General features: G+C 68.7%; 27 protein-coding genes. 9 read left to right on the top strand and 18 right to left on the bottom strand.

The genetic code is table 11. The annotated features are described in order from the left end of the window. Positions 1-33: 33 nt before the first annotated feature. Positions 34-1,263: a PP2C family protein-serine/threonine phosphatase gene (locus tag Aco04nite_RS39830; protein WP_244876649.1), complete on the bottom strand. Its 1,230-nt coding sequence runs from the start codon at positions 1,261-1,263 to the stop codon at positions 34-36. After that, positions 1,260-2,063, bottom strand: coding sequence for an alpha/beta fold hydrolase (locus Aco04nite_RS39825; protein ID WP_280519475.1), 804 nt, complete (start codon positions 2,061-2,063; stop codon positions 1,260-1,262). Before Aco04nite_RS39825 ends, Aco04nite_RS39830 begins: the two co-directional genes overlap by 4 nt. A gap of 144 nt (positions 2,064-2,207) precedes the next feature. Between Aco04nite_RS39825 and Aco04nite_RS39820 the strand changes: the two genes are divergently transcribed. Continuing rightward, positions 2,208-3,320: an L-dopachrome tautomerase-related protein gene (locus tag Aco04nite_RS39820; protein WP_244876648.1), complete on the top strand. Its 1,113-nt coding sequence runs from the start codon at positions 2,208-2,210 to the stop codon at positions 3,318-3,320. A 64-nt stretch (positions 3,321-3,384) separates the two neighbouring features. Here the strand turns inward: Aco04nite_RS39820 and Aco04nite_RS39815 are convergent, their stop codons facing one another. From Aco04nite_RS39815 to Aco04nite_RS39785, 7 genes are all read right to left on the bottom strand, one after another. Further along, a complete protein-coding gene (locus Aco04nite_RS39815) occupies positions 3,385-5,370 on the bottom strand; it encodes a CHAT domain-containing protein (protein ID WP_213002414.1) in 1,986 nt (661 codons plus the stop codon). Beyond that, on the bottom strand, positions 5,367-6,779 hold the full coding sequence (locus Aco04nite_RS39810) for a CATRA conflict system CASPASE/TPR repeat-associated protein (protein WP_213002413.1): 1,413 nt from the start codon (positions 6,777-6,779) through the stop codon (positions 5,367-5,369). Before Aco04nite_RS39810 ends, Aco04nite_RS39815 begins: the two co-directional genes overlap by 4 nt. Beyond that, positions 6,766-7,146 carry a CATRA system-associated protein gene (locus Aco04nite_RS39805; protein WP_213002412.1) on the bottom strand — a complete coding sequence of 127 codons (381 nt, stop codon included), beginning with the start codon at positions 7,144-7,146 and terminating at the stop codon, positions 6,766-6,768. Before Aco04nite_RS39805 ends, Aco04nite_RS39810 begins: the two co-directional genes overlap by 14 nt. A 156-nt stretch (positions 7,147-7,302) precedes the next feature. Beyond that, positions 7,303-7,680, bottom strand: a complete 378-nt coding sequence (locus Aco04nite_RS39800; RefSeq protein WP_213002411.1) for a hypothetical protein — start codon at positions 7,678-7,680, stop codon at positions 7,303-7,305. Positions 7,681-7,811: 131 nt separating this feature from the next. Further along, positions 7,812-10,076 carry a catalase gene (locus Aco04nite_RS39795; protein WP_213002410.1) on the bottom strand — a complete coding sequence of 755 codons (2,265 nt, stop codon included), beginning with the start codon at positions 10,074-10,076 and terminating at the stop codon, positions 7,812-7,814. Positions 10,077-10,143: 67 nt separating this feature from the next. Beyond that, positions 10,144-10,605 carry an EVE domain-containing protein gene (locus tag Aco04nite_RS39790; RefSeq protein WP_213002409.1) on the bottom strand — a complete coding sequence of 154 codons (462 nt, stop codon included), beginning with the start codon at positions 10,603-10,605 and terminating at the stop codon, positions 10,144-10,146. Between the two features lie 91 nt (positions 10,606-10,696). Next, entirely contained in the window at positions 10,697-10,879 is a 183-nt protein-coding gene (locus Aco04nite_RS39785) for a hypothetical protein (protein WP_213002408.1), read from the bottom strand. Between the two features lie 147 nt (positions 10,880-11,026). Here Aco04nite_RS39785 and Aco04nite_RS39775 point away from each other — a divergent pair, with 147 nt between their 5' ends. Then, positions 11,027-11,233, top strand: coding sequence for a VOC family protein (locus Aco04nite_RS39775; RefSeq protein WP_213002407.1), 207 nt, complete (start codon positions 11,027-11,029; stop codon positions 11,231-11,233). 121 nt (positions 11,234-11,354) lie between these two features. Here the strand turns inward: Aco04nite_RS39775 and Aco04nite_RS39770 are convergent, their stop codons facing one another. Continuing rightward, positions 11,355-11,714: a hypothetical protein gene (locus Aco04nite_RS39770; RefSeq protein WP_213002406.1), complete on the bottom strand. Its 360-nt coding sequence runs from the start codon at positions 11,712-11,714 to the stop codon at positions 11,355-11,357. 156 nt (positions 11,715-11,870) lie between these two features. Here Aco04nite_RS39770 and Aco04nite_RS39765 point away from each other — a divergent pair, with 156 nt between their 5' ends. The 5 genes from Aco04nite_RS39765 (at position 11,871) to Aco04nite_RS39745 (ending at position 17,601) form a co-directional block, all read left to right on the top strand. Next, positions 11,871-12,140 (top strand): hypothetical protein, encoded by a 270-nt coding sequence (locus Aco04nite_RS39765; RefSeq protein WP_213002405.1) that lies wholly within the window; start codon positions 11,871-11,873, stop codon positions 12,138-12,140. A gap of 5 nt (positions 12,141-12,145) precedes the next feature. Continuing rightward, the gene (locus Aco04nite_RS39760) at positions 12,146-12,580 is read left to right on the top strand and encodes a hypothetical protein (RefSeq protein ID WP_213002404.1); all 435 of its coding nucleotides are present in this window, start codon (positions 12,146-12,148) and stop codon (positions 12,578-12,580) included. Between the two features lie 197 nt (positions 12,581-12,777). Next, the gene (locus Aco04nite_RS39755) at positions 12,778-14,349 is read left to right on the top strand and encodes a protein kinase domain-containing protein (protein ID WP_213002403.1); all 1,572 of its coding nucleotides are present in this window, start codon (positions 12,778-12,780) and stop codon (positions 14,347-14,349) included. A gap of 79 nt (positions 14,350-14,428) precedes the next feature. Then, complete coding sequence (locus Aco04nite_RS39750; protein WP_244876647.1) at positions 14,429-16,720, top strand: putative bifunctional diguanylate cyclase/phosphodiesterase; 2,292 nt, start codon at positions 14,429-14,431, stop codon at positions 16,718-16,720. Between the two features lie 29 nt (positions 16,721-16,749). Beyond that, positions 16,750-17,601: an LLM class flavin-dependent oxidoreductase gene (locus Aco04nite_RS39745; RefSeq protein ID WP_213002402.1), complete on the top strand. Its 852-nt coding sequence runs from the start codon at positions 16,750-16,752 to the stop codon at positions 17,599-17,601. A gap of 14 nt (positions 17,602-17,615) precedes the next feature. On the opposite strand, the gene Aco04nite_RS39740 is transcribed toward Aco04nite_RS39745, so the two are convergent. Continuing rightward, a complete protein-coding gene (locus Aco04nite_RS39740; RefSeq protein WP_213002401.1) occupies positions 17,616-18,128 on the bottom strand; it encodes a putative periplasmic lipoprotein in 513 nt (170 codons plus the stop codon). Positions 18,129-18,234: 106 nt separating this feature from the next. Then, positions 18,235-20,445, bottom strand: a complete 2,211-nt coding sequence (locus tag Aco04nite_RS39735) for a pectate lyase-like domain-containing protein (protein WP_438874981.1) — start codon at positions 20,443-20,445, stop codon at positions 18,235-18,237. Between the two features lie 274 nt (positions 20,446-20,719). Here Aco04nite_RS39735 and Aco04nite_RS39730 point away from each other — a divergent pair, with 274 nt between their 5' ends. Continuing rightward, a complete protein-coding gene (locus Aco04nite_RS39730; RefSeq protein ID WP_213002400.1) occupies positions 20,720-21,523 on the top strand; it encodes a sulfite exporter TauE/SafE family protein in 804 nt (267 codons plus the stop codon). A 22-nt stretch (positions 21,524-21,545) separates the two neighbouring features. On the opposite strand, the gene Aco04nite_RS39725 is transcribed toward Aco04nite_RS39730, so the two are convergent. From Aco04nite_RS39725 to Aco04nite_RS39715, 3 genes are all read right to left on the bottom strand, one after another. Next, positions 21,546-22,766, bottom strand: a complete 1,221-nt coding sequence (locus Aco04nite_RS39725) for an MFS transporter (protein ID WP_213002399.1) — start codon at positions 22,764-22,766, stop codon at positions 21,546-21,548. Positions 22,767-22,945: 179 nt separating this feature from the next. After that, positions 22,946-23,734: a class I SAM-dependent DNA methyltransferase gene (locus Aco04nite_RS39720; protein WP_213002398.1), complete on the bottom strand. Its 789-nt coding sequence runs from the start codon at positions 23,732-23,734 to the stop codon at positions 22,946-22,948. Positions 23,735-23,914: 180 nt separating this feature from the next. Then, positions 23,915-24,121, bottom strand: a complete 207-nt coding sequence (locus tag Aco04nite_RS39715) for a hypothetical protein (RefSeq protein WP_213002397.1) — start codon at positions 24,119-24,121, stop codon at positions 23,915-23,917. Positions 24,122-24,357: 236 nt separating this feature from the next. Between Aco04nite_RS39715 and Aco04nite_RS39710 the strand changes: the two genes are divergently transcribed. Then, positions 24,358-24,897 (top strand): alpha/beta fold hydrolase, encoded by a 540-nt coding sequence (locus tag Aco04nite_RS39710; protein ID WP_244876646.1) that lies wholly within the window; start codon positions 24,358-24,360, stop codon positions 24,895-24,897. 319 nt (positions 24,898-25,216) lie between these two features. Here Aco04nite_RS39710 and Aco04nite_RS39705 read toward each other — a convergent pair whose 3' ends face one another. From Aco04nite_RS39705 to Aco04nite_RS39695, 3 genes are read right to left on the bottom strand one after another with little or no spacing between them, the layout of a single operon-like run. Next, positions 25,217-25,927 carry a TetR/AcrR family transcriptional regulator gene (locus Aco04nite_RS39705; RefSeq protein ID WP_213002396.1) on the bottom strand — a complete coding sequence of 237 codons (711 nt, stop codon included), beginning with the start codon at positions 25,925-25,927 and terminating at the stop codon, positions 25,217-25,219. A gap of 3 nt (positions 25,928-25,930) precedes the next feature. Further along, positions 25,931-26,398, bottom strand: coding sequence for an HtaA domain-containing protein (locus Aco04nite_RS39700; RefSeq protein WP_213002395.1), 468 nt, complete (start codon positions 26,396-26,398; stop codon positions 25,931-25,933). Next, a complete protein-coding gene (locus Aco04nite_RS39695) occupies positions 26,395-26,991 on the bottom strand; it encodes a carboxymuconolactone decarboxylase family protein (RefSeq protein WP_213002394.1) in 597 nt (198 codons plus the stop codon). The genes Aco04nite_RS39700 and Aco04nite_RS39695 overlap by 4 nt, the downstream gene beginning before the upstream one ends. Between the last annotated feature and the right edge of the window lie 3 nt (positions 26,992-26,994).

Raw genomic sequence — 26,994 nt, 5'->3', positions numbered from 1 at the left:
AGCAGGTGGACGACATCAGGGCATTCAGCGTGGTCAGCTGTCGGGTGCCGGGTGCCTTAATGACATCGCCATGAGCGCTACATCGTCGTCGAGCCGCTCGAAAGTCGCCAGGACTCCGGTCAAGGCCTCGACGGCTGCGGGGGCGGTGCTCGGCGTCGACCGGGCGAGAAAGGCTTCCAGTGCGTCTTCGCCATAGCGGTCAGTACTTGGGTCGATACGGGCCTCGAGCAGGCCGTCGCTGTAGAGGATCAGCGTGTCGCCGGCCGTGAGGGAGAAGGTTCGCGTTGCGACGTTCGGTGTCCGGAGGCTGCCGATGAGGGTTCCGCCGACGTCCTGCGCCTCGACGGTGCCGTCGGCGCGCAGCAGCATGGGGGCGGGGTGGCCGCCACCGGCGATGGTGACCGAGTAACCGGCTGAGGTGGGGGTGAGGATGCCGAAGACGACCGTGCAGTGGCGGTGGGATGGACTGTCATAGTTCTGGTACAGGGCGCTGTTGAGGTGAGTCAGTACCAGGGTGGGATCGGGTTCGTAGGCCGCGGCGGTGCGCAGGGTGTAGCGGGCGGCTGCGGTGGTGGCAGCTGCGGCGAGGCCTTTGCCGCACACGTCGCCTAGGAAGAAACCCCACCGGTCGGCTGTCAGCGGGAACAGGTCGTAGAAGTCTCCGCCGATCCGGTCGGCGGAGGCCATGTGGTAGTACGCGCTGACCTGCATGCGAGGCGGTGCCGGCAACATGTCCGGCAGCAGGCTGTGCTGCAGCCCAGCGACCAGGCCCTGCAGACGTTCCCGGTCGGCGTCGGCTTCCTGGCGGGCGTGCAGGAGCTCTTTTTCGTACGCGCGGCGTTCACGGGCGTCGAAGATGGTGGTGCGGATCAGCAGGGGCTGGCCGTCGCCGCCGGTTTTGACCGCCGAGGTGACCAGCACGGGGAGCCGGGACCCGTCCGCGCATCGGAGCTCGAGAGCGATGCCGTTGACCTCACCCTGCATCTGCAGCAGCGGTGCGAAGTGGGTCTCGTGATAGAGCCGGCCACCGACGGTGAGGAGATCGCTGAAGCGTCTCCGGCCGACGAGTTCGTCACGGCTGTAGCCCAGCCAGCCGAGCAGCGTCGCGTTGACCTTGGCGATCGTGCCGTCCAGCAAGGTCGACAGGTTGCCGCACGGTGCGGTGTCGTACAGATCGTCGATGTTGTCCTCCAGCATGGCCGGAAACGCCGACTCATGCACCGCCTCGCAGCGCGATCCGGCGCCCGGCGAAGGGTCGGTCACCGGCATTCGGCCACGAATGACGCGATGGCCTGCGCGGTCGCCTGTGGCGCACTCAACTGCGGGCAATGCCCGGTAGCGTCCAGGGTAACCAGCCGACTACCCGGAATATGAGCATTTACGTAGGCGCCCACCTCGCGCGGCGCGATCGCGTCCTGTGCCGACTGCAGCACCAGCGTGGGCACGCTCACCCGGGGCAGGTCGGCGCGCTGATCGGACAGGAACGTCACCCTGGCGAACGCCTTCGCAATGGTGGGGTCGGTGCGGCAGAAACTGGCGGTCAGTTCCTGGCCCAGCTCCGGCCGGTCAGGATTTCCCATGATCACCGGTGCCATGGTGGCGGACCAGCCGAGATAGTTGCTGTCCAGCGAGTCCAGCAACTCGTCGATGTCGTCGCGGCTGAACCCGCCCCGGTAGTCGTCCTGGTCGATGTAACAGGGTGAGGGCGTGACCAGGACCAGGCCGGCGAAGCGATCCGCCTCCTCGGCCACCGCGAGCACCCCGATCATCGCGCTGACAGAATGCCCGACGAAGATCACATCCCGCAGATCAAGGTCCCGGCAGATCTCCAGGACGTCCTGGGCGTAGCCGTCGAGGGTCGCGTACCGGTCCGGATCCCACGCTGAAGGGTCGGAGCGCCCCGCCCCCACATGGTCGAAGAGCAACACCCGCGACTGCTCACCGAGCCGGGCTGTGATCTGCCGCCACATGTTCTGGTCGCATCCGAAGCCGTGGGCAAGCATGACTACCGGACCGTCGTCACGGCCCGTAAAGGTGATGTTGCTACGCACCCGAACATCCACTCCCGCATTCTGCCATCACCAGCAGCCACTCCCGCATAACGGTTGATCGCTGTCGTCGAACATGCCTGCGTTCACGGAGAGTGGTTGTTCCGTGGTATCCGCTTCTCAGTGACAGCGATGTGTCGTTCGGGGACGGGTGATCTGGTGAAGGACTTCGTGATGCAGCCGAAGGACGAAGGCATCGGCGCGTTGGAGACGGTGCACACCTTCGACGACGGGCCGATGCTGACGGGGGTTAGCGTGTCGGCGACGGGGCGGGTTTTCGTCAATTTCCCGAAGTGGGGTGACGAGGTGGCCTTCACCGTCGCGGAGATCCGCGACGGTGGACCGGTCGCATTTCCGGACCAGGCGTGGAACAGCCCGTCGGGTGATGACGATGCCACGGCGTTCGTCTCCGTGCAGAGCATCGTGGTTGATCCGGACGACCGGCTCTGGGTCCTCGACACCGGTGCGCCGATGTTCCAGGAGACGAAGCCCGGTGGTCCCAAACTCGTCTGTGTCGACCTGGGCACGGACACCGTCGTGCAGACCATCACGTTCAGCGCGGACGTGGCGCTGCCGACCACCTATCTCAATGATGTGCGGTTCGATCTGCGCAAGGGTGAAGCCGGCGTCGCCTACATCACCGACTCGTCGGACCAGGGCCCCAACGCGCTCATCGTTGTGGATCTCGCGACTGGTGAGGCGTGGCGGCGGCTGCACGAGCATCCCTCCACGAAGGCGGTCGAGCCCCCGGATTTCCTGCCGATCGTCGAGGGCGCCGTCTTCATGGAACGCCCCGCCGACGGCCCGGCGAAACCGGTGCTGATGGGCGCGGACGGCATCGCCATCGCCGCTGACGGCTCCCGCGTCTACTACTGCCCGCTCGCCTCCCGCCGCTGGTACAGCGTCGACGCCGACGCGCTCGCCGACCGGGACGTCAGCGATGACGAGGTCGCCGCGACGGTGATCGACGAAGGCGACAAAGGCGGCGCGTCCGACGGGTTGGAAACCGATGACCGGGGGCGGCTGTACCTCACCAGTGGCGAGCACAATGCGATCCTTCGCCGGTTGCCCGACGGCACGTTCGAGACCGTGGTGCATGATCCGAGGCTGTTGTGGCCGGACACCATGTCGGTCGCAGACGGCTATGTGTACGTGACCGCGAACCAGTTGTACCGGCAGGACAAGTACCAGCTCGGCAAGGACCTGCGCCGTTACCCGTACTCGTTGTTCCGGGTCGCGATCGATGCCGGTCCGGTCCGGCTGCGGCGCTGAGCCAGACGTTCGAGCCACCGGGGACCGGGTGGCGGGACGGGAGTCAGCGCTGCTCAGGGCAGCTTCACAGCCCGTAGTGTACGAACGAGACCCAGGTGCTCGGATGGTTCGGGGACTCGTGTCGTTCGGTGAGCGCTGCCTGGTGCAAGGCTGCGGCGCTGAGGGTGTGCACGACGATCTGACCGACGATGATGTGTTCGTAGATCCGCTTCGTTATGCGGGCCGTGGGCGCGTCGGCGACGGGCCAGAGTGTGCCGACGACGGCGGGGAAGCCGGCGTTCATCAGTGCCGCGGTGAGGCTGATCCATTCGTCGTAGACCTGGTCGCCGCCCGCGGCCGTCGCGCATGCGGCGAGGAATGCGAACTCGGCCTGGGTCGCGGGCAGGTCGGCGAGGGCGGCGATCGTCAGTGGCTGGTCGTGCAGGGTGAGCCGGCTCAGGAGGGGGTTTCGCAGGTCCTGGACGGCGTGGCAGTCGAAGTGGACCCACGAGTGGTCGGTCAGGTCCTGCAGAACCTGGTTGAGGGTTGCTTCGGGGCCGGCGCGTACGGTCGCCGGTGGCGCTTGAAACAGGTTGTCGAGCAGTGCCCGCGTCCGGGCGGCGCCCGGCAGTTCCGATGGCTGCGGCATGACGAGAAGGAGCCTGGGGTCACGGGCCCGGACGCGGGAGGATCGAGCTCGCAGGAGATCTCGCAGGGTCGGAGTGTAGGAAGACACCGCCTCGTCGAGGACGGCACCGGCGGCGTGCAGCGGCAGCGTGGTGAGTGCGCCGGTGGGCACCCACCAGATACGCCGGTTCGGGCGTGGCTGGGGCAGGCCGGCCAGGACGGGCTCGCCGACGGCACGCCAGAGCCAGGCGAGGATGCCGGCGACCTGATCTTCGCGGGCCCGGCCGGTGCCGTGTGTCATCGCCTCGAGGTAACGCCGCGCCTGGCGGTCGACTGCGGTAGCGGTGAGGCGAGGCAGCGGGACGAGGTCCGGCAGCGTGCGGTCGGCGCGGACGATCAGGGCGTCACAACGCCAGGGGCTCACGTTGACGTACACCACGGGACCCTCACGCGCTGCTTCGCGTAGGTCGTCGTACGGCATGTCTGCCACGCCGAGGTTGGACAGCGGCGTCCTCCCGGCCAGTTCGGCGTAGCGCATGGTCAGTACATCCAGCGGGTTGGCGCGGTCGGCCCGTTCGTCAGCCGGCGCGAAGATCATGCGGTCATCTCCGCCCGGGGTGTAGGGCTGAGGTTTCAGCGCCGCCGCCGTACGCTCCAGTTCAGCGGCGACGTCGGGGTACGTTTCGGCGACGACGTCCCGCGCCTCGCGGCTGTGCATGTGCTGCCACCACAGCATGGCGCGCCCGTTGTCGAGCAGTTCCACAGCGCGGGGGAGATCACCGGCGCTGATCGCCGCCGCTGCGGCTTCACCCGCCAGCCCCGGGAAGTCCGCGAGGATCTGCAGCATCTGTTCGCGCGCGCCGATCAGCGCCGAGGGCAGGAGGCCCACGGCGGTGTCGAGCAGCGGGAACCCGGCCGCCGGACCGTGGTCGTTGGCGGCGGCCCGGCCGCTGTCCCGTGCGGCTCGGATCCGGATCACGATCGGGACGCCGGGGGTTTCGGCGACCTGCCGCTGCAGCGCGGGGTTGAGGTCTTCGCGCCGGGCCTGCGCCAGGTGGGTCAGGATGCGGGCGTGGACGCGGCTGCCCGGCTCGGCCATCCGGTATCCCTGTTCGAGGATGCGGCAGGCGAGGTCGAGGTCGGCGGCCCGGCCGTCCAGCCGGAACCGGTCCAGCAGGGCGACGCCGAGATTGTTGAGCAGCGCCGGGTCGACGGCACGTCCTCGCCGCCGGACCCGGTCGAGCCGGATGATGCAGTCGTCGAGGAACAGGCGGTCGTCCTCGCGGGTGAACCGCCGGTGGGCTCGCATGGCGAGGCGTACGTCTTCGCTGTCCTCCACGGATTCCACGGCCGCGCCCGGTTTCGCCGCCGCGGGCGCCTGCTTCTGCTGTTGCTGTTGTGTGCGCCGTTTTTCCGGTTCCTCGTAGAACATCACGTAGCTCACGGACTCCACCTCCTCTGGATGGTGACCGCGAGCGCGGCCCCGGCGGTAGCGCAGGCCCACGTCACGGCGGCCGGGAGGCCGGCGCCGGTGCAGACGGCCACCGCGAGCCAGGCGAGTGTGGCGCCGATGCCGGCCGCGGCGCCGCGCAGCAACAGCGACGACCACCGGCGATCCGGGGCCACGGCGCGCAGCACGACGAACGCCGCGAGCAGGGCCAATGCGCCCAGAGCCGCGACAACAGCGGGTTTGACCGGCCCCGGCAGCGGCACCTGGTATTCCAGCGACTGCACGGCGGCCAGGCTCATCAGGATCGCGCCGATCACCCCGGTGAGCCCAAGGTTGATCACCTGTTGCCGGCGTTGCAGGGCTCGCTCGACGAACTGGTCGGCCAGCGCGCCTGTCCGTTCCGCGCGATGTGAGGCGGCATCCAGGTAGGTGGTCTCGTCGTCGAGTCGCTGTTCGAGCCATTCGGCGAGGGCTTGGTCGTCGGTGAAGGGCCCGCCCAGGGCCGGGTCGCCGAGCTGGGTCAGGTTCACCGCGGCGATCCGAACGGTACGGGCCATCTCCCGGTTCCGCGTCGACCGGTCCGTCAGCCCGCGCTCCCGGGCCTGCAGATCCAGCACGACGTGTCCGGCAGCGATCAGTTCGGACAGTGGCCCGGCGCCCCGCTCCGCCACGGTGATCCGCTCCAGCAGCGTACCGATCGCCGTGTCCGTCCTGGAGCGCAACGAGCCGATCGGCTCGGACGCGCTCCACACACGCAGCTGGTACCGCAACTTCGCGGCATGCAACAGGTACCTGGCGAGCGGAGGCAGGCCGCGCTCGCGGGTTGTCCACACCCACGCCGTCAGCGCGGGGTCCTGGTCATGCCCCGCGACGACCACGAGGCGACGCTCGGCCCGGGCGTCGTCGGCCGCGGACATCTCCCACACCGAGAGACCGGGTGGGACGGTGATACCGCCCCGCCACCACCCGGCGGGCGCCTCGGGGTCGGCGGGCGCCATGCGGATGGACTCAGCCGTCGCCTCGCCCAGCGCCAGGAACAACCGGGCCGCACCCAGCAACCCATGATCGTCATGACCGAGCACTTCGGACCAACGAGCGTCGAGCCGTCTCCAGTCCGACGCCTCGGGTTGCATCAGGGCTGACAGGCAAACAGCGTCGCGCTCGCGGCGCAGCGCCACCTGCGACAGGCCCGGCCCCGAGCCCGTACGGGCGGCAAGCAGTCCCAGGGCCGGCCCGTCGGCGGGGAAGTCCGCGCCCACTCCGGTGCCGGGTACCGCCTCGGTCATCCCCAGATCGTTCCCGCAGTCCTCCCACACCCGGGCCAGGTGTGCGAGCGCCTCGTCGTGCCGATCGCCGCCGCTGGGGGCGAACAGGTGCACCACGAGGGCACTACGTGCCAGCATCGCTGTCCCGCTCCGCGCTGCGCCCGGTCTCCCGCGATTGCCCGGCTGCCCGCTGCGCCGACGGCACGGGCGGGCCCAGGGTGTGGATCAGCTCGTTGATCCGTTCGCGCACCTCGCGTGGCGCGGGTAACCGTCCGGCGTCCTCCAGGCCGGAGACCCGGTGCGGCCCGGCAACTTCGAGGTCCGCGACGGCGTCGCGCTGCCTGCGGTCGTCACCGGCGTCACAGGCGCGTCGCAGCCTGCGTAGGCCATACCCGACCTCGGTCCACTGCGTGACGGTCAGGTCCCACAGCAGTGCGTCCTGAAGGACCTGCAGGGCACGTTCCCGTACGCCGGGTTCCATGCCGACCACGGTAAGCCATCTCATCAATGGTCACCAACGACGGATGTCGGAACCTGGGCACACGCGTGGCGGCCCGTCCGCCGGTCAGCGCAACCGGCCTCCCCCGCGGGGGAGGCCGTCTACTGCGGAACACCGTGCGATCGGCATTGAACACCGATCCTCAACCTGGGCTCTCCTGCGTCAGTTGCCGGGCCGTAGCGCGAGCATCGCGGTCTCGGCCGTGGTCAGAAGCCGAGTCAGGTTCTGAGCGTTCTCTTGGACATCGGTCAGAGCCTTCCTGGCGGCCGCGACGGTGGGAGCGTTCTGGTCGATCGAGCCGGGCTCCGGGGTGAGGTTCCCTGCGGCGAACTCGTCCTCGAGATAGTGCGTGAGCTGGGTCGCGGTCTGCTCCAGGTCCCCGGCCATCCGGTTCAGCGCGGCCAGCACGTCCTCGACGTCATCGGTGCCGGTCAGACCCGGATACCCGACTTCCGGTCCGGTCGCGTCGCTCAGCAGCCCGACCGATCTGGCTGCAACGGTCGCCAATGCAGGCGCGTCCTCATCGATCGGTGAACTCATATTCAGCCCATACCCAGAGCAGGGGCCGCGCATGCATCCCGGTGATCATCGATAACGCTGTCCCGGGTGAGGGCCGGTACGAGGCCTGCGCCGCCATCGGACGGCGACGCAGGCCTCGCACCTCGGGCCGGTCAGGCGATCGCGGCCGGGAACCGTTCCCAGACCCGGTGTGCGCCCAGCAGCTGCTGCACCTCGGCGAACGTCTCCACGCCGGTCCCGCCGCTGACAACGCCGGGGGTGCCGGCGATGCCCGATCCCTGCAGCACGGTGGTGCCGGCGCCCCAGGCGCCCAGGGTCTTGGCATGCCGCCAGCACTCGTCGGCCAGCAGCAGCACCCGCGGATCGATCGCGCGCGTGACGGTCGCGGTGCCGGCCTTGGCGTCACGGCCGGGCAGCGCGTCCGGGGCGGGGACCGGAGCCCCCGCGAACAGGACCGCGTCGAACTCCACGGACCGGGCCGTGGCGAACGTTCGCTGCACGGGCAGGCCACCGACCAGGCCGCCGTGCGGGGCGATCAGCAGTGGCACCATGCCGGCGGCGGACACCGCTCGCTGGAGTTCACCGAGACCGTCGAGGTCGCCGTCGGGGTCGACGACGATGCCGATGGTGCGGCCGTCGCCCGGCCAGGTGTGGCCGAGCTGGGACAGTGCGGGGCTGGGCTCGACGTCGGGCAGTGCGATGGTGGGCTCGGGGGTCGGCAGGCCCAGGCCGGTGGCGACCTGCTGGCAGAGCACGGGGTCGATGTTCGCCAGGCTCCGCAGCTGGCGTTCCTTGATCGCCTGTTCGTAGCACTTGTTGAGCTCGAAGGTGTAGGCGTTGATGATGTGCTGCTTCTCGACCGGCGTCATGCTCAACCAGAACAGCCGGACCTGGCTGTAGTGGTCATCGAACGAGGCCGGGTTCGCGCGGATCTTGGGTGCTTCGGTGACGGTGACAGGCACGTCCAGGAACGCGTTCTCGGCGTCGCCGGCGAGGAAGGGGTTGCCGCCGTCGAGCGAGTTCGGCCGGTACGGTGCCACGCCGGCGTGCACGGCGTGCTGGTGGAAGCCGTCACGCAGCATGTCGTTGACGGGGGCGTGCGGGCGGTTGATCGGGATCTGCGGGAAGTTGGGACCGGCGAGCCGGGTCAGCTGGGTGTCGACATAGGAGAAGAGGCGGCCCTGCAGCAGCGGGTCGTTGGTGACGTCGATGCCCGGCGGCAGGTTGCCGAGGTGGAAGGCGACCTGCTCGGTCTCGGCGAAGAAGTTGGTCGGTGTCCGGTTGAGGACCAGCTTGCCGACCGGCTGCACCGGGGCGAGTTCCTCGGGGACGATCTTCGTGGGGTCGAGCAGGTCGATGCCGGCGAAGGTCTCCTCGGCGTTGTCCGGGAAGATCTGCAGACCGAGCTCCCACTCGGGGAAGGCGCCCGCCTCGATCGCGTCGTAGAGGTCGCGGCGGTGGAAATCGGGGTCGACACCGCTCAGCAGCTGGGCTTCCTCCCAGGTCAGGGAGTGGACGCCGAGTTTGGGCTTCCAGTGGAACTTGACCAGCGCCGTCTCCCCGGCCGCGTTGATCATCCGGAAGGTGTGGACGCCGAAGCCCTCCATCGTGCGGTACGAGCGGGGGATGCCGCGGTCGGACATGTTCCACATGGTGTGGTGCTGAGCCTCGGTGTGCAGGGAGACGAAGTCCCAGAACGAGTCGTGGGCGCTCTGTGCCTGCGGGATCTCGCGGTCGGGGTGGGGTTTGCCCGCGTGGATGATGTCCGGGAACTTGATGGCGTCCTGGATGAAGAACACCGGGATGTTGTTGCCGACCAGGTCGAAGGTGCCCTCGTCGGTGTAGAACTTGGTCGCGAAGCCACGGGTGTCGCGGACGGTGTCGGCCGAGCCGCGGGAGCCGAGGACGGTGGAGAAGCGTACGAACACCGGGGTTTCCTTGCCCTTGGCCAGGAAACCGGCCCGGGTGACCGCCGCGCCGGTGCCGTAGCTGGTGAAGACGCCGTGGGCGCCGGTCCCGCGGGCATGGACCACCCGCTCGGGGATGCGCTCGTGATCGAAGTGGGTGATCTTCTCGCGGAAGTGGTGGTCCTGCATCAGCAGGGGGCCCCGCGGTCCGGCTTTCAGCGAGTGGTCGGTGTCGCGCAGCCGGACGCCGTGCGCCGTGGTGAGGGAGGCGCCCTGCTGGCCGACGGCGGGGGCGGGGACATCGGTGGCTGCGCCGGTGGGCGTACGCCTGTCCGGACTGCCCTGCTCCGCCTTGGGCGGCAACGGGCTTTGCGGGGTGGTCGGCTCCTCGACAGTGGGTGTGCCGCTGCCGGGCGACCCCGGGACGTCCGGGGTGAGGGCGTCACTGACCTTGGTCGCGGCGGCCTCGACGATGTCCTTGACAATCTCTACGGGCTTGTGCGGATCCATGCTGCGCGAGTTCCCTTCAAAGCTGTTCGGACTTTGAGCGGCTACCCGGCATCAGTCCGGACAAACGTCAGGATTCGGCGGACAGATACCAGCGGACGACCGTGAACTGCTCGCCGGTGACGAAGGAGGGGTTGGCTGCTTGCGGCTGGCGTAACACCTCCAGCTCTGCCAGCGCGGCGTTGGCCCGGATCGTCTGCCTGCTCACCCAGGCGGTGGGTGGTGCGATGGTCAGGTCCAGGGACGCTTTCCACCGGCCGTCGTCCGGATCCTGCCGGGCCGGGCCGGTCAGGACACCGAGCCCCCAGATTCCGTACGCCAGGTCTCGTCGCCGGCTGCCGCTGGCCCAGAACAGCACGGGCTGACCGGCCTGCATGAGCCGGGCGCGGTAACCGGGCTGGACGCACCATCGGGTCACCCGCGGATCGGCGGCGAACCGCCCGGCCAGGTCGGCCTGATCGGCGTTGCCCTTGATCAGCCAGGCTCCGAGGCCGGCGGTCGTCACCCGGGGTGCGGTCGCAGGCTTTGTCATGCTGTCTCCGGTCGCGCGTGCAGAGGCAGTTCGATGGTGTGTCCGCGTTCGATCGGCTGGATGCCGGTCAGCCCTTCGGCACGGGCCAGGGTCAGGACCGAGCCCATGACATCGGGAAGAAGCCTGTCGACGACACCGGGACCGTGCCGCCCGGGAACGGCGGTGACCCGCAGCCGTTCCCGGCCGCGGCTCCACTCGTGTCGGTGAGCAGGGTGAAGCTGCCCAGTTCCAGAACAGTGGTGGCGTTACCGACGAAGGTCACCTGAGCCCGCATGCAGCCCTCCCGGGTGGTGGTCAGAGGATCGGTTTGCCGCCGGTCACCGGGAGCACAGCGCCGGAGATGTAGCTGGCTTCGTCGGAGGCCAGCAGCACGTACGCCGGGGCGAACTCGGCGACCTGCTCCGGCGGCATCGTGGACGGGATGAGCGGGGTCCAGATCGGGCCGAAAACCGGCAAGAACCGCAACCATCCCGACCTGATCGCCGCTGACGGCGACATCGAGACGGAGGTGGCCCGGCTGCTGGCGCTGGGCGCAACCCGTGCGGACGTCGGCCAGAACGGCGACGAGGGCTTCACGGTGCTCGCCGGCCCCGAAGGCAACGAATTCTGCCTGCTGCACCGGCGATGACCGAGCCTGATCGGCCTCGGCCACCTGTTCCGCTCGACGTAACAGGAGGCAAGAAATGTGCCCCGAGCCGTCATCGTCAGGCTGTCCGAAGCGGACGGATCCCGGCGGGAGGACAGGTGTCTTACCTGCCAGTTCGTCGAGGGCCTGGTCGCCGGCCGTTGTGCGCAGGCCTCGAGCTGCGGCCTCGGGTCACCTGATCAGAGGGGCCATCCACGGCACCGGGACTGGAGAACGTCACCGTGGGCGCGGCAGGCCGGGAGGAGATCGGTACCGGCCACTGCGACGCCACGATCTGCGCCCCTGTGATCGACACCGGAGGTGAGATGCCGTCGAGCAGGCGCTGCGCCAGATCGGCGTTGATCTCGAGGTCAGCGTTGATGCGGACTTCGGCAGCGGTCGCCAGGTCCACGATGTCGTCGATGGTGAACTCATCGCCTCCGAGGGTGCTGAGCCGCCGGGCGAATTCCTGAACGTTGATCATCTGCAGCCGCTCCTCGGGTTGCTGTTGACCCAGCGTAACCGCCGCCCCTGATCGGTGTTGCCGGTGCCCACCGATGGCAGCCGGGGAGTCGCCGTGCTCCGCATTGCGGCGGCCTGCGCGGTGACCGGTTTGTGTTGCGGTGTCACTATGGGTGGCATGCCGCGGTGGGGTGCAGTAGCCATCGTCGGTGGGCTGTTGGCGTGGACCGCGTTGGCGACTCCGCTGAACGTCGCTGTCGGTGAGTACCTCGCCTACTACGACCCGCAGTCGGATCCGCAACGGCTGGAGTATCACCGTGACCTGGCGGTGCACGTCTACACAGCCGGACATTGGTTCGGGCAACTCGTCGCGGCGGTCACCGGGGCCTGGTTGGTCTCACCCGCTCGGGAGCCTACCGCCCCGCGACGGCCGTCCAGGCGGTCCTGACCGGCGTGGTGCTCGGTGTCGGCAACGAGATGGTGGCGATCGTCGCCGGCATACGCGCCATGCGTACCCATGGATACCCGAGTGTGGCACCCGACCCGACCATGCTGTCCGATCACGCGGTGCTCTGGTGTTTAGGGGCGAGCCTCGCCTGTTTCCCGCTATGGGCACTCATCGGGACGGCGATCGGACAGCTTGTTCGCAGAGGCGCATTGCTGACCGCCGTCGTGACCATTGTTTTCCAGCCCGCCACATTCATCCTGACGGTGGGGCTGGCCGCGCCGCCGTCGAGTCACCCGCTGGCTGTAGCGGTGATTGCCGACGCCGGCCCGGCCGCGATGCTGATGCCGGCGATCCTGCTCGGCTGGGCGACGGTGGCCACAGCCACGGCGATCCTCGTGAACCGGCACCGGATCAACAGAGGCCGGCGATCAACTGCTTGACGGGTGCACCGGCCTCGCCGTCCCTTTCTCCGGGTGGTCGGTCGCCTTTCTCCGGGTGGTCGGTCGCCTTTCTCCGGGTGGTCGGTCGTCGGCGGAGGGTTTTCATTGGACGGAGGTCAAGCCCGGCGTCCGCGCCGTGCCCGTAGTATCGTCGCGGCGATGATTGGTATCGCGGACGGCAGCCGGACGCGGGTCCGATGAAGACTCCGCTGCGGCCCTCCGATCCTCGGGTTCTTGGCGATTACCGCCTTTCCGCGCGCCTCGGGCAGGGCGGCATGGGCACGGTCTATCTCGGTCACGGGCCGCAGGGACGACCGGTTGCGATCAAGGTCGTCAAACCTGAGCTCGCGTACGAGGACGAGTTCCGTGCCCGCTTCCGCAGTGAGGTCAACCGTGCTCGCCAGGTGCCTCCGTTCTGCACGGCTGAGCTGCTGGACGCGGATTTCGACCACGAGTTGCCCTACCTGGTCACGGAGTTCGTGGATGGGCCCAGCCTGCAGGAGATCGTCGCCGGTCAGGGGCCACTGAGCGGGGGAAGCCTGCACAGCGTGGCGGTCGGCGTGGCCACCGCGCTGGCCGCGATCCATGGTGCCGGGGTGATCCACCGCGATCTCAAGCCGGCCAACGTACTCTTCGCCCTGGGCAACCCGAAGGTGATCGATTTCGGAATCGCGCGGGCATTCGAGGCCACCAGCCAGCACACGGGCACCGACCAGATGGTCGGCACGGTCGCGTACATGGCGCCGGAGCGGTTCGACGCGGACTCGAGCCGGATCGGGCCCGCAGCGGACGTGTTCGCGTGGGGTGTCGTCGTCACCTATGCGGGTACGGGTCGTACGCCGTTCGGAGGTGACACGGCCGCGGCGACGGCGGGCGCGATCCTGACCCGGCCGCCGAAGCTGGACGGTCTGCCGCAACCACTTCATGATCTGGTCGCGCGTGCTCTGGCGAAGGAGCCGGAACGGCGGCCTACCGCCTTCGAACTGCTGGAGGAACTGGTCGCCGCGGGCGCTGCCACGACGGTTTCCGGGACCGGCCGGCCAGAACTGCAGCAGGCGGCCCGGGCGGCGCTGCGTACCGGACATGATCAAGCAGGAGATCGCCGGACCGGGACTGTCTCGAGGTGGCTCGCGCCCCTGTTGTCCGTGCTCGGTGTGCTCGCCGTCGCCTCCGTCGTGTTCGCCTTCACTCCGGCGCGCGATCTCGTCCTGGGCGAGGAGCCGGCCTCGGCGCCCGGGCCCGCGCCTTCGGCGTCCGGACCAAGCTCGACCGATGACGATGCGGGTCTGGTTGAGGCACCAGCGGTGAGCAGGACACCGGCGGCCCCGAAGTGCCGCGACACCGACATTTCGGTCTCGGTCACCGCGCAGGGCGAGAACCCGGCGGCGCTCGGCACGCAGAAGGGCCTCGTGTCGATCAAGAACACCTCGAACGCCGCCTGCCGTGTCGACGGGCGCATACATCTCAGCCTCTACGACCCCACCGACTCGCGCATCGACGTGCCGACCAGCTCTGTCAACGAGCCCGGCGAGCCGGTCGAGATCCTGCTCAAGCCGGGCACCGGCGCGTTCCAGGGCATCAAGTGGCAGGCGTGCGACCGTAACGAATGCGCGGCCGGTAACACCATGCGTGGCAGCCTCGAGCCCTCCGACCGGGGCGAGGTCGTCACGTTGGAGGGTTTCCCGGACCCCAACCGCCCCGACATCGCCATGTCGTCGCTGAAACTGGGCACCATGCAGCCCAGCCGCCAAGGCATCGTCGCCTGGTAGTCCCGCAACAGCCGCCCTTCCCGGGTACAGGAGCGTGACCTGAGGTTTCAGCGGCGTGAAACTACTCACGATCGCTGCGATGCCGCCGAACAGGGTGGTGATGTTGACGTGGATCCGGACCGGTCCGGCGGCCGCCGCGGGGGTGCTCGCCTGCGCGGTCCTGCTCGTCGTGCAACAGGCCTGGTTTCTCGGGGGATGGGGCGGGCCCGAGGTCAGCACACTGGTCACCGACGCCACGTACATCCCGCTGGCGGTCGTCTTTACCGTGCTGGCCGTCCGGGTGGCGTGGTCGAAACGGCAGGAACCTCGGACCCGGCGGGCCTGGCGGGTGATCACCGTGGCCTTCGCCTGTCAGCTGGCAGCGCATTGTTCCTGGTTCATCCAGAGCCACGTCACCCATGTCTCCGGCTACCCGACGACCGCCGACTACTGCTTCCTGCTGTTCTCACCGCTCATGTTCGCCGGCCTGTTGATGCTGCCCGGTCAGTATCGGCGCCGCCGGGATCGACAGCGGCTGGCGCTGGATGCGCTGATCGTCGGCGCCGGCGGTTTCATCGCCATCTGGTATCTGCTGCTCGGCCCGATACTCGTCGCGCCCGGCATGACGCTTTGGGAGCGCTCGTTCACCGCTGCGCTGCCGATCGGCGATCTGCTGCTCGTGCTGGCCATGTCGACCGCCCTGCTGCGCCGCCATCAGCCGGAGGTGCCCGCGCCGGTCCGGTTGCTCGCCGGGTCGATCGCGCTGACCGTGGCCGCCGATGTGTCGTACAGCTGGATCCAGTTGCACGGCGGTTTCTCCGGTGGCTCCTGGCCTGACCTATTGTGGCTGGCCGGCTGCTTCCTGTTGGTGGTGGCGGCCGATCGGCAGTATCGCCGGCCACGACGTCCGGCGCCGAGACGCCGCGACCGCAACGCGGTGTTCATTCTTCCGTACGCGGCCAGCGTCGCCGCGTACCTGCTGCTTGCCGAGCAGTCGTCGCACCTGCCGCTCGACCCGTACGGTGGCATGATTCTCGGTGCTGCCGTGCTCACTCTGCTGGTGATGGCCCGCCAGATGCACACGCTGCGTGACAACCGGGAAATGGCGGTGACCGACGGGCTGACCGGTCTGGCCAACCGCACCCTGGTCAGCGAGCGCCTGGATCAGGTCGCGGGCCAGCCGATCCGTCCGGGGCGGCACACCGCGATCATGCTCGTCGACCTCGACCGGTTCAAACCCATCAACGACACGTTCGGCCATGAAGCGGGCGACGCCGTGCTGGTCGCCGCAGCCGACGTCATGCGGGCCGTGCTGCGCGGCGGTGACCTGGCCGGGCGTCTCGGTGGCGACGAGTTCACCGTCATCGTGCAAGATCTGCCGTCCCCGCAGACCGCGGGCGTGGTCGCTGATCGCCTGCTGGAGCAGTTGCGGACGCCGGTCATCTTCGGTGAACACGTGCTCATGGTCGGGGCGAGCATCGGCGTGGTGGTGCGCGACGACCCCTACGCCTCCGGTGAGACGCTGCTGCAACAGGCCGACACCGCCCTGTACGCGGCGAAACGCGCCGGCCGGGGCCGCTTCGAATACTACTCGGATGTGTTGGACACCAAGGCGCGCGAGACCGAGTTGCGCCACGCGGTGGCCAACGACGAGCTGGTGGTGTACTTCCAGCCCGCGGTAGCCCTGACCACCGGCGTCCTGCGCGGCGCCGAGGCACTGGTCCGCTGGAACCATCCGACCCGTGGGCTGCTGGGCCCCGGCGCGTTCATCGATCTGGCTGAGGAGACGGGCGCGGTCGTGCCGCTGGGCACGTGGGTGCTGCGGGCGGCCTGCCGGGAAGCCTCCGCCTGGCGTGCGGCGATCCCCGGCGCCGGCGCGTTGCGGATGTCGGTGAACCTGTCACCGAAGCAGGTGGCTCAGGCCGACCTGGTGCAGACCGTCGAGGACATCCTGGCCGAGACCGGTTTCCCGGCCGACCGGCTCACCCTCGAGATAACCGAGAGTGTCATCCTTCAGCCTGACCCGCCGACCATCAGCCGCTTGCAGGCTCTGCGTGATCTTGGCATCGAGTTGGCGGTCGACGACTTCGGCACCGGCTTCTCGGCCTTGAGCTACCTGCGCAGCCTGCCGGTCACCGTACTGAAGATCGACCGCTCGTTCGTGACCGGCATCGCCGACGACGCCGAGGCCCGCTCGGTGTGCGAGGCGGTGGTTCACCTGGGTGGAGCGTTCAAGATGTCCGTCGTGGCCGAGGGTATCGAGACGGCCGCTCAGGCGGCGGCCCTGATCGACATGGGTTGCACGGTGGGTCAGGGCTTCTACTTCTATCGGCCGCTGCCTCCGGCCGAGGCCACAGCCCTGGTCCATCGCCAATTCTCGATGGTGCGCTGAGTGCGCCGGCCAGGCGTAGGGTCGGATCCATGCGGTACGCGATCAATCTGCCGGTGATCGGTGAGTACGCCGACCCGCGTGTGCTGGTGGAGCTGGCGCAGGACGCCGAGCGGGCGGGCTGGGACGCCGTGTTCGTGTGGGACTCGTTGGTCTTCGACGTGCGGACCCAGCCTCCGGTGACGGATCCGTGGATCGTGCTGGCCGCGATCGCGGCGACAACCGAGCGGGTCAGGATCGGGACCATGGTCGCCCAGCTCGCACGCCGGCGGCCCTGGAAGGTTGCGCGCGAGGTCGTCGCTCTCGATCACCTCTCGGGAGGCCGGATGATCCTCGGCGCCGGTCTCGGCTTCTCCGGGGAAGCGGAGTTCGAGCAGTTCGGCGAGGACGGCGACGCCCGGGTGCGGGCCGGCAAGCTCGACGAGTGCCTGAGCATCGTGCGTGGTCTCTGCACCGGCGAGCCTTTCGCGTTCACCGGTGAGCACTACAACGTGCGGGAGACCACGTTCCTGCCGCGACCGGTGCAGGATCACATCCCGGTGTGGATAGCCGGTTACTGGCCGAACAAGCGGCCGTTCCGCCGGGCCGCGCGGTGGGACGGTGCCGCACCCGTCGAGATGGACCTGCGTGATGACGGCTTCTCTATTCTTCCCTCCTCACCGCAGTCCGCGCGCACGATGATCGACTACATCAGCCGGCATCGTACGAGCGACGGGCCGTATGACGTCATCGTCAGCCGGGCGCTGCCGCGCGAGCGCACCGAGCTGGTTTCCGCGTACGAATCGGCCGGGGTGACGTGGATCCTGCGCGACATGCTGCCGTGGGAGACGCCGCTGGAAGAGGCCGTGCGCATCGTTCGCGCCGGGCCGCTCGGAGAGGGCTGACCGGCGGCGGAGTCTCAGCCTCGTTCCCACACGGCGACGGCATCCCCGTCGGGTTGCGGCACCCAGCCCAGGGCTTCGGGTCGTGCGGGGGTGCCGGTGAAGGTCAGGGTGAGCGAGGCGGTGCCGCCGCCGAACCGTACGGGCTTGCTCTGCTGTGCTTGGTTCTCCCAGCCCTCGGCGTCGTAGAGGGTGAACATCGCCGGGTCGACGATGATCGGGCGTGTGGCGGTGACCGTGAGGACGGCCGTGGCGGAGTGGGCCGACCAGGTGGCCGAGGCGAGCGTCACGGTGGCCACCGGGGTGGACTTGCGGGTGACGGTGACGATGCGGCCGTCCTGCCCGTACGTGAGGGACGGGTCGCTGTCCTTGATCGCCGGAGGTGCTTGCACGGTGACGCTCGCAACCGCCGTGGAGGCGACCACAGCCGGAACGGGCTGCTGATCCGCGGCCGCGACCCCGATGGAGTTGAGCGACGCGGCAGCCCCGAGGCCGATGACGACGACCGCGACGACGAGGGGCTTTTTCATGGCCCCATCCTATCGGGATCGGCTCGGGAGCGGCAGAACGGCGCCGTGGGCGGGCCCGATCGTGCGGGCCCGCCCACGGCGGTTCATGGCCGGAAGTGCTGGTGACCTACGGGAAGTTGACCAGGTAGGAGTTGTTGTTGCTGGAGTTGGCGGCAGCGCCGGTGTCGTTGACGATGTGCGAGATGGTGCCGATACCGCCGAGCGACACGGCCGCCATGTCGTGCAGCTTCACTCCGGCAACCGTGGGTACCTCGAAGGCGCGCGCCGAGGACACCGCGTTGTTGACGTTGAAGAAGCAGTAGCTGCCGAGTCCCCAGCCTTCGAAGGTGCTGACTCCGGCGGCGACCTTGAGTGCCGGGTAACCGTTCTGTGAGCCGTTCATCCAGCTGGCCTGGTTCGGCGGGTCGTAGGGCATCTCGTTCTGGAAGAAGACGACCCTGCCGTTGGCGCCGTTCCAGACGACTTCGTTCTTCTGGTAGTGCTCGACGAACAGCCCCGTCGCGAGCACGTTGTCACCGTTGACGGTGAGCCCGTTGTCCGCGGTGTTCACCGTCCAGCCGATGCCGGCGCCGTGATCGGCACGCCAGGCCCAGGTGTGGTCGACGATCGTGTTGTTGGTGTTGACGACCAGGCTGTTGGTGGCCTTACCGGCCACCATGCCGCCGATGCGGAAGAACACGTCCTGCACGGTGGTGGGGTTGCCGGCGTGCGAGGTGCCCGACTTGGTGAGGCCCACCTTGAGCAGTGTGTCGCTGTTGGTGGTCCCGGCGTCGAAAAGCAATCCCTTGAGTCGTACGCCGTCGACGTCAGCGACGTCCATGGCGTTGACCCCGTTGTCCGGGATGATGGTCGGGTAGCCGATACCGAGCACCACCGTGTTCGCCTTGGTCACGTGCAGGGTCTGGTTGACGTGGTAGATGCCCGGGGTGAAGAACAGGTTGCACCCGCTGGCCAGCGCCGTGTTGATCGTGGCCGCCGAGTCACCGGGGCGCGCCACGTAGAAGTTGCTCATCGGCAGGGAGCTGCCCGGGGTGCTTCCGCTCGCCCAGCTCGGACCCGAGGCGTTGGTGCGCAGGGCGGGCAGGAACACCCGGTACTTGCCCGCGGAGTCGATGTAGAAGTAGGGCACGTCACGCGACACCGGTGTGGTGGCCAGCGTCGTGTAGCGGGGACCGGCCGCGGCGGTGTTGAAGTTGGTCGCGGGGGCGCCGTTGGTGCCCGAGAACACCATGTTCCAGTTGGAGCCGCTCCAGGCTCCCAGCGTGCTGTCCTTGGTGTAGAACTGCTGCTGCGAGGCGGATTCGGCGGTCCCGTCGACCTTCGTGTCGGAGATGTAGCCGCCACTGGCCCAGCCGTAGCTGGCCGGGTAGAGGTCGAGCCCGCCGATGACGTGCATCCGGCGGAACGGGGCGGCCTGGGCAACGGCCCAGCGGTCGGCGCCGCCGAGGGTGTTGATCGACATGTTCTCCGCGGAGCGCCAGAAGTTCTGGGTCGCGTTGCCGGCGTCGCTGGCGTTGAACGCGTCGACGGTGACGGCACCGTTGATGCGTACGTCATCGGGGTTCTGCCCGGCACCGAGGATCGAGGTGTTGAAGCCGATGTTCGCGCCGACGTTGTACGGCGTGGTGCTCGGCTTGAAGATCTCCGCGTCGCGACGGGTGCCGAATTGCGCCGAGTTCGTATCTTTCTGCGCGTTGAAAATGCTGTCCAGCGACGACTGAATGGCGGCGTCGGACATCGAATGGTCGTAGAAGTGCACGTTCGGGCCTAGATCCGGCGTGTCGGAATACGTCGGGCACGTTCCCGGGTTGGCCGTCCCCGCGGTGAGGGTGAAAACCTGGGCGGCACTACCGTTGCAGTCCCAGATCTGCAGACGCGTGCCGTTGGCGGTGGCACCGGACGGCGCGTCCACGCAGCGGTTCGACTGCGTGTTCTTCAGGGCGCCGTTGGTCTGCTGGACCCACTGCTGCGCGCCGGTGCCGTTGCAGTCCCAGAGCTGCAGCTGCGTGCCGTTGCCGGTGCCACCGCTGGCCACGTCCAGGCAGCGGCCGAGCGTGGTGAGTGCGGTGCCGTTGAGGGTCCAGTGCTGGTCGACGCTGGTGGTCTGACAGTCCCAGAGCTGGACCGCCGTGCCGTTGGCGCCGGTGTCGTCGCCACTGACGTCGACGCACTTGCCGCCCGGCCCGGCGATGGTGTTACCCGTGACGGTGGCGGCCGAGGCGAACTGATTGGCGCCGGCCACACCGAGCGACGCGACTACGACCAGCACCATCGCCGCGAGCATGCCGCGGCGGCGCCGTCGAGAGACAGCTTTCATTGCCGTCCTACCTTCTTCTCTGATGCCTGCCCGAATGACGAGGGGATGGGCAGGGGGAACGCAGCTGGATAGTGGGGGAGTGAGCTTTACCCGGTTCGCAGACATTGAGAAGAGAGCGCTCTCACCACAAGTTTCGTCAGTGTTTCCCCCGGCAATCTTTCCTGTCAAGATCTGGATCGATACCTGCCCGAGAACCCCGTCAACCCCGTCCGCCGGGCCTACTAGGGTGGGGCTCCGGTCATCGATCACCGCTCGGAGTCAGGAGGATTCGTACGTGCTGCAGGCGCTGGCCATCCTGGCCGCCGGTTTCTGGGCCGGCATGATCAATGTGGTCGTCGGCTCCGGCACGCTGGTCACGTTCCCGGTGTTGTTGCTGTTCGGCTATTCGCCCCTGGTCGCGAACGTCTCCAACAACATCGGCCTGGTCGGTGGCGGCATCACCGGCACCCTCGGCTACCGCTCCGAGCTGGCCGGTCGTGCGGCCACCCTCAAGCGCCTGCTGCCCGCCTCGGCCCTCGGCGGCATCTCCGGCGCCCTGCTACTTCTGGTCCTCCCTGCCGGGGCCTTCCAGGCCATCGTTCCCGTCCTGATCGTCGTGGGCCTGGTCATGGTCGTCTGGGGTCCGGCCATCCAGCGGGCCGCGCGTCGTCGACGCACCGGCCTCCCCGCCGTCGCGACGACGGCCGACCCGCTGGAAGCGGCCGGTCCGGGGCCGCACTACCGGGCCGCGATCGTCGCCGGGGTGTACGTGCTCGGGATCTACGGGGGCTACTTCGGGGCGGCGCAGGGGGTCCTGCTGGTCGGGTTGCTCAGCGTGCTCACCACCGCCACCCTGCAGTCGATCACGGGGCTGAAGAACCTGCTCACCACCGTCGTCAACGCGGTAGCCGCCATCACCTTCATGGCGGTCTCGTGGCACTCGGTGAACTGGACGGTCGTCCTGCTCATCTCGGTCGGCTCCGCCCTGGGCGGCGTCGCCGGCGCCCGGGTCGGGCGACGCCTCTCCCCCCTGCTGCTGCGCACGATCATCGTGATCGTGGGGCTGGCGGCGCTGGTCCGCCTGCTCTTCTTCTCCTGACCCGGTGGTTCGAGTCACCGGGTCAGGTCTTGTGCCGTGAGCTCGTCAGCGTCCACAGAAAGGCGAGCAGGCCACCGGCGACCGCCACGGCGACGGCCGCGCGCAGGCCGAGCCATTGACCGGCGAATCCGCCGAGCAGCGCGCCGAGCGGCCGCACACCGTGGCTGATCGCCTGGTAGGCGCCCCGCACCGGGGAACGCATCGGCTCCGGCACCGTTGTCATGAAGATCGCGGCAACGCTGATGTCCTGGAGCGCCCGCCCGATCCCGGACCCGAACGACCCTGCGACCAGGACCGTCACCGTCACCGCCGGGCTCCCGTGGGACAACGGAAAGACCAGCAGTGGTACTCCCATCGCCAGGCTCCCGACCATCAGGCTGCGTAGCCGGCCCAGCCGATCGGCGATGGCCGGGGTGAAAGCCGAACCGAGAAACGCTCCGGCCGCTTCGGCGGCGAACACCAGACCCGTGACTGCCGGCGACAGGCGCAGCGTACGGGTGAGGAAGAGCACCAGCAGAGCGTGGAACATGAGGTTGAAGAAGTTCGCCGTGGTGGTGACGCCCAGCGCGGCTCGCAGGGGTGGAGTGGCCAGCAGGAAACGCATACCGGCCGCCGAGATCCTCGAAGGGGGCGGCCCGACCGGTACCGATCGCGGGCGCCCTACCCGTGCCAGCATGACGGCCGACCAGAGGTACGACAACGCGTCCGCGGCGGCCACGAGCGGCGCCGCCACCAGGGACACCAGCAGGCCACCCGCTCCCGATCCCGCTGTATTGGCCACGGTGCGCGCGCCGTAGACCAGCGATTGGCCGGCGACGACCCGGCCCTCGGCGACGATGGCCGGAAACACTGCCGCGTCCGCCACGGAGAAGAACACCGACGCGGTGGCGACGACCAGCGTGACCACGCTGAGCAGGGTAAGGCTCAAGGCTCCCGTCGACCAGGCCACGGGAATGCTCGCGATTGCCGCGCAGCGAACCAGATCGGCACTGATCATCGGCGCCAGCGGTTGACGGTGGTGGCGGGCGACCCAGTTGCCGGCCGGGATGGCGAACAGCACGCTCGGCACCCAGGTCAGCGCCGTCAGCCAGCCCATCTGCGCCGGATCGGCTCGCAGCAGGAGTGCTGCGGCCATCGGTACCGCAACCGACGACACGCCGTCGCCGCCGGCCGAAACACTCCCGGCGGACCAGTAGCGGCGAAACCTGGCGTCGCCGAGCAGAACTGAGAACCTCGTGACCAATGGTGCTCATTCTCCCGGCTCGCGCTGTGGCGTGCCCCTGGCCCGCCGATGCGGGCCAGGGGCACAGTGTCCGGCTGCTCGCCGTTTACTCCTTCCAGTCAGCGATCTTCATCAGGCACCTCCCTACCGTTGTCCAGCGGAGATCCGGCGAACCGCACCGTCGCCGGAAGGTTCGGCTCTTATGCCGGCCGGCGCGCGACGACGAATCGCTTCCGATGCGCTTCGTCATCGGCGGTTTCCTGCAATTCGCCCCGTTGGAGGCCATGGACCGCGAGCGGTTCGAGACCGGCTTCCCGCAACAAGCGGTCGACCGTCTCCGGTGCGAAATAGGAGAATGAATGCCGCTGGCTTGTGCGCCGCCATGTCACGCCGTCGTCCGTGGTGAATTGATCGAGCAGATAGTCGGCGCCGCGGGGATCCTGCCGGGGCTCCGCTCCGCGGATGACGGTGACCCGGTCAGCTGTCTCGTCGACCGCCACGTACGTGCGGTAACGGCGGCAGAAGCCCGCCGTGACCAGGTCGAAGATGAGCAGACCACCGGCCGCCAGCAGGCGCGCGACACCGCGAAGCGCCGCGGCCAGTTCGGTTTCCCCGACCAGGTAGACGAACGGTTCACCCAGCGCCACTGCTACGTCGAACGTTCCGAGGTCGGGCAGCTCGCGCAGGTCGGTGACGACGAACTGAACCGCGTCGGCGCCTGGTTTGGCCCGCGCCTGGCGCAGCATCTCGGCGGAGATGTCCACGGCGGTGACCGCGAAGCCCGCTTCCGCCAGCCGGATGGATGCCTGACCGGTGCCGGCCCCGATGTCGAGCAGCCGTTCACCCGGCGCGCCGTGCCGCTCGATGAGACCGGCGTAGAGACCAACCCATTCATCGTAGTCGTTGTGACGGGTTATCTGGTCGTACTCGTCCGCGACCGCGTCGTAAAGGTCGCGAACCGACGTCACTTCGGCATTCGAGGTGGTCAAGAATCCTCCTCCACGGCAATAGTGAATGGCTTTACTGTTGTGTCATGACTATGGTCGGCAAGCGATCCGGAATTCAAGGTGCAGATCATCACAAGGTTTTATCGGAGCCGGATTGAACTTCGCGGATTTCGCCTGGTCGTAGCATTTTGAGGGGGTATTCGAACCCGATTTGCGGCTCTTTCAACCGTGGCGGCCGTGGGCGGCGATCGATGCTCCGCCCCACAGTGAGCCGGGATTGGCGCGGTTCGGGTATCGGTCCAGCATCGCGCCGTACAGTTGCTCGGCCGTGGTCGTCTGCTTCTCGAGTGTGTTGAAGTCCCGCAGGTAGGTCGCGGTCTCGTCGAGGATGGACGGATCGTCCGGCAGTTCGGCCACCGTGCTGCCCATCGCCGTGGCCCTCCGGCGCGAGCTGCCGCAGGTCCTCGCCGCGCAGTGACATGGGCAGTCGAGTGACTTAGGACCGGGCCGCCGATCGGACGCACGAAGGCTCCAGTCGCCAGAACCACAACCTGGTCGCCAGAACCACAGCCTGGTCGCCAGAACCACAGCCTGGTCGCCAGAACCACAGCCTGGTCGCCAGAACCACGACCCCGTCGTCAGAACCACAACCTGGAGGAGTTTTCATGACCATCACCACGACCGGCGCCGGCAAGCCCACGATCGTTCTCGTGCACGGCGCCTTCGCCGAATCGGCCAGCTGGGACGGTGTCATCGCCCGGCTGCTGGACGACGGTTATCCCGCGGTGGCGGTGGCCAACCCGCTGCGCGGCGTACGGCAGGACGCGGACTACCTGGGTACGGTGCTCAGCGCGATCGACGGTGACATCGTGCTGGTCGACCACTCGTACGGCGGCATGGTGATCTCGAACGTCGCCGTGGCCGGCACGAACGTCACCGGCCTGGTCTTCGTCGGGGCGTTCGCCCCCGTGGCGGGCGAGAGCGCCGCCGAGCTGTCCGGGAAGTTCCCCGGCAGCTCGCTGGGGGAGGCGTTGGCACCGGTCAAGCTGCCCGACGGCGGCACCGACCTTTACATCCAGCAGGGCCGTTACCACCACCAGTTCGCGGCCGACTCGTCACCGGAGCGCGCGGCCGTCATGGCGGGGACCCAGCGGCCGATCACCGACGCCGCCCTCAACGAGGCGTCCGGCGAGCCGGCCTGGTAGTCGCTGCCGTCCTGGTTCCTGTTCGGCAGCGAGGACCTGAACATCCCGGTCGCCGCCCACCGGTTCATGGCCGAACGGGCCGGGTCCCGCCGCACGGTGGAACTGGCCGGCGGCTCCCGCACCGTCGCCATCCCGGAGGCGGCCACGCTCGTCGACCTCATCCGCGAGGCCGCCGGATCCCACTGAGCACCGGCACCCCCTCGCTCGGCCTACGTTCCGGGCCATTCTCGGCAGCCGTAGGCCGAGTGGGGGATATCGAGGGGCCGTCCCACGCGGACCCGCATCGGGGCCGCGTCCGGCTCTCGTGCCGTTAGGTCGGTCAGACGGTCCCGTCGGTGCGTGGGTCGCCCTGGACCAGGGGGGCGGTGAGGCCGGCGCTGAGTACGGCCACGAGGTCGTCGATGAGGACGTTGATCGGGGCGGGCAGGGACGCTCGTTTGCGCTGGGCGGCGTGGTAGCGCGCCAGGGCGTGGACGGCGCTGGTCAGGGTCACCCACCAGCGTTCCTCGAGGACCGCGGCGGGGATGTCGGGGATGAGCCGGCTCACGACCGTTCGCAGCGTGATGACCGATGCGCCGGTGTGGACGTTCCCCAGCCCTTCGTAACCGCCCTCCTCGGTGATGTAGAGCGACAGGAAAGCCAGGTAGTAGTTGTCGGGCTCGATGTGGATGGCGAGCGGCCGGACGAAGGCGGCGACCACGTCGACGACGGTGGGTGGGGTCACGCCGAGCATCAGGCCGGCCACGAGGTCCACGCGACTGGCCTCGCTCTGGGCGCCGCGGAATTCCATGATGGCTTTGACGACCTCGTCGCGTTCGCCGAAGTGGTACTGGACGGCGGCGTGGTTGCGTTGCCCGGCGGCGACGCCGATGTCCCTGAGGGGTACCACCGAGATGCCGTTCTCGGCGAACAGGCGCTCGGCGGCGGTGAGGATCCGCTGGCGAGTCGCTTCGCCCCGGATGTTCTTGCGCTCACCGCCGGTCCGCGAGGTGCCGGTGCGCGTTGCTCGTTCGGGCGGGGTCGGGGACATAGCCTAAGAATCTATCGGTACGGCGGCGTCGAGCGGCGCAAGCTCGATGCCCGCGGCGTACACGCTGCCGAAGACCTCGACCCCCGCCTCGGTGAGGCTCGGTAGCAGAGCCTGCCAGCGCAGTGATCTGTCCCGTTCTTCCGGTTCGCTGGGCGGCAGTGACGCGATGGTGAGGCGGTTGTCACCCACCGCGATGCTGATGCTGCCGCCGTCGGGGCCGAGGTCCAGTCGCAGCCCGGAAAGGGTGACGTCGAGAGCACCGTGATGGGCGATGAAACGGACGCCGCCGGCGAAGTTCAGCTCCCACCGCCCGCCGGCCCGGGCGGCGGCGAGCAGTGGGAACTCGATCACCTCGCCCGGGTGCAGCTCGGCGCCGCCGGAGGTCTCGCAGGTGCCGGCGGCGAGCACCCGGACGTAGCGGACGAACGACTGCTTCACCGCCCAGCGCAGCGCCCCGGGCTGCCGGCTCAACCGGCCCGCCGGTGGTCGTCGGGGAATCCGGTCAGGCCCTCGTCGAGCTGGAGGCCGAGCACGGTGAACGCGGTGCAGTGCATGTCGTACGTACCGACGGTGAAGGTGAAGTCGATGAGTTGTTCCCGGGTGAACTGGGCCTCGAGTTCACTCCAGGTGGCGTCGGAGACGTTCTTCACCGTGCACATCTCGTCGACGGCCCGCACCACCGCGGCGTCGGCCGGCGACCACTCGGCGGCGTCCGGGCCTTCGGAGAGGGCGGCGATCTCGTTCTCCGTCAGGTATCCGGCCGCCTTGCTCATCCAGACGTGTTGCGCCCATTCGTACTCGCCGTAACCTAGCCACGTCGTCCGCAGGATCGCCATCTCGCGTACCCGATCGGGCAGTGTCGAGTGGCGCAGGTGGTCGGAGAAGGGCATCCAGCCCCGGACGAAGCCGGGATGCCAGGCGTAGATGCCGAGGATGTTGGCCTTCGGACGTTGCGGCGGGCCGCTCTGGTCGCCGGGTGCGTGGGCGCGAAGCACCGCGAAGGCGTCGTCGACCTCAGCGGTCCAGTCGTCGGTGGGGCGGGGCGTGATGCGAGGCTTGGTCATGGA

The organism is Winogradskya consettensis (assembly GCF_018332715.1).
GTDB classification, from domain to species: domain Bacteria; phylum Actinomycetota; class Actinomycetes; order Mycobacteriales; family Micromonosporaceae; genus Actinoplanes; species Actinoplanes consettensis.
This window is presented reverse-complemented; position numbering and strand designations above follow the sequence as displayed.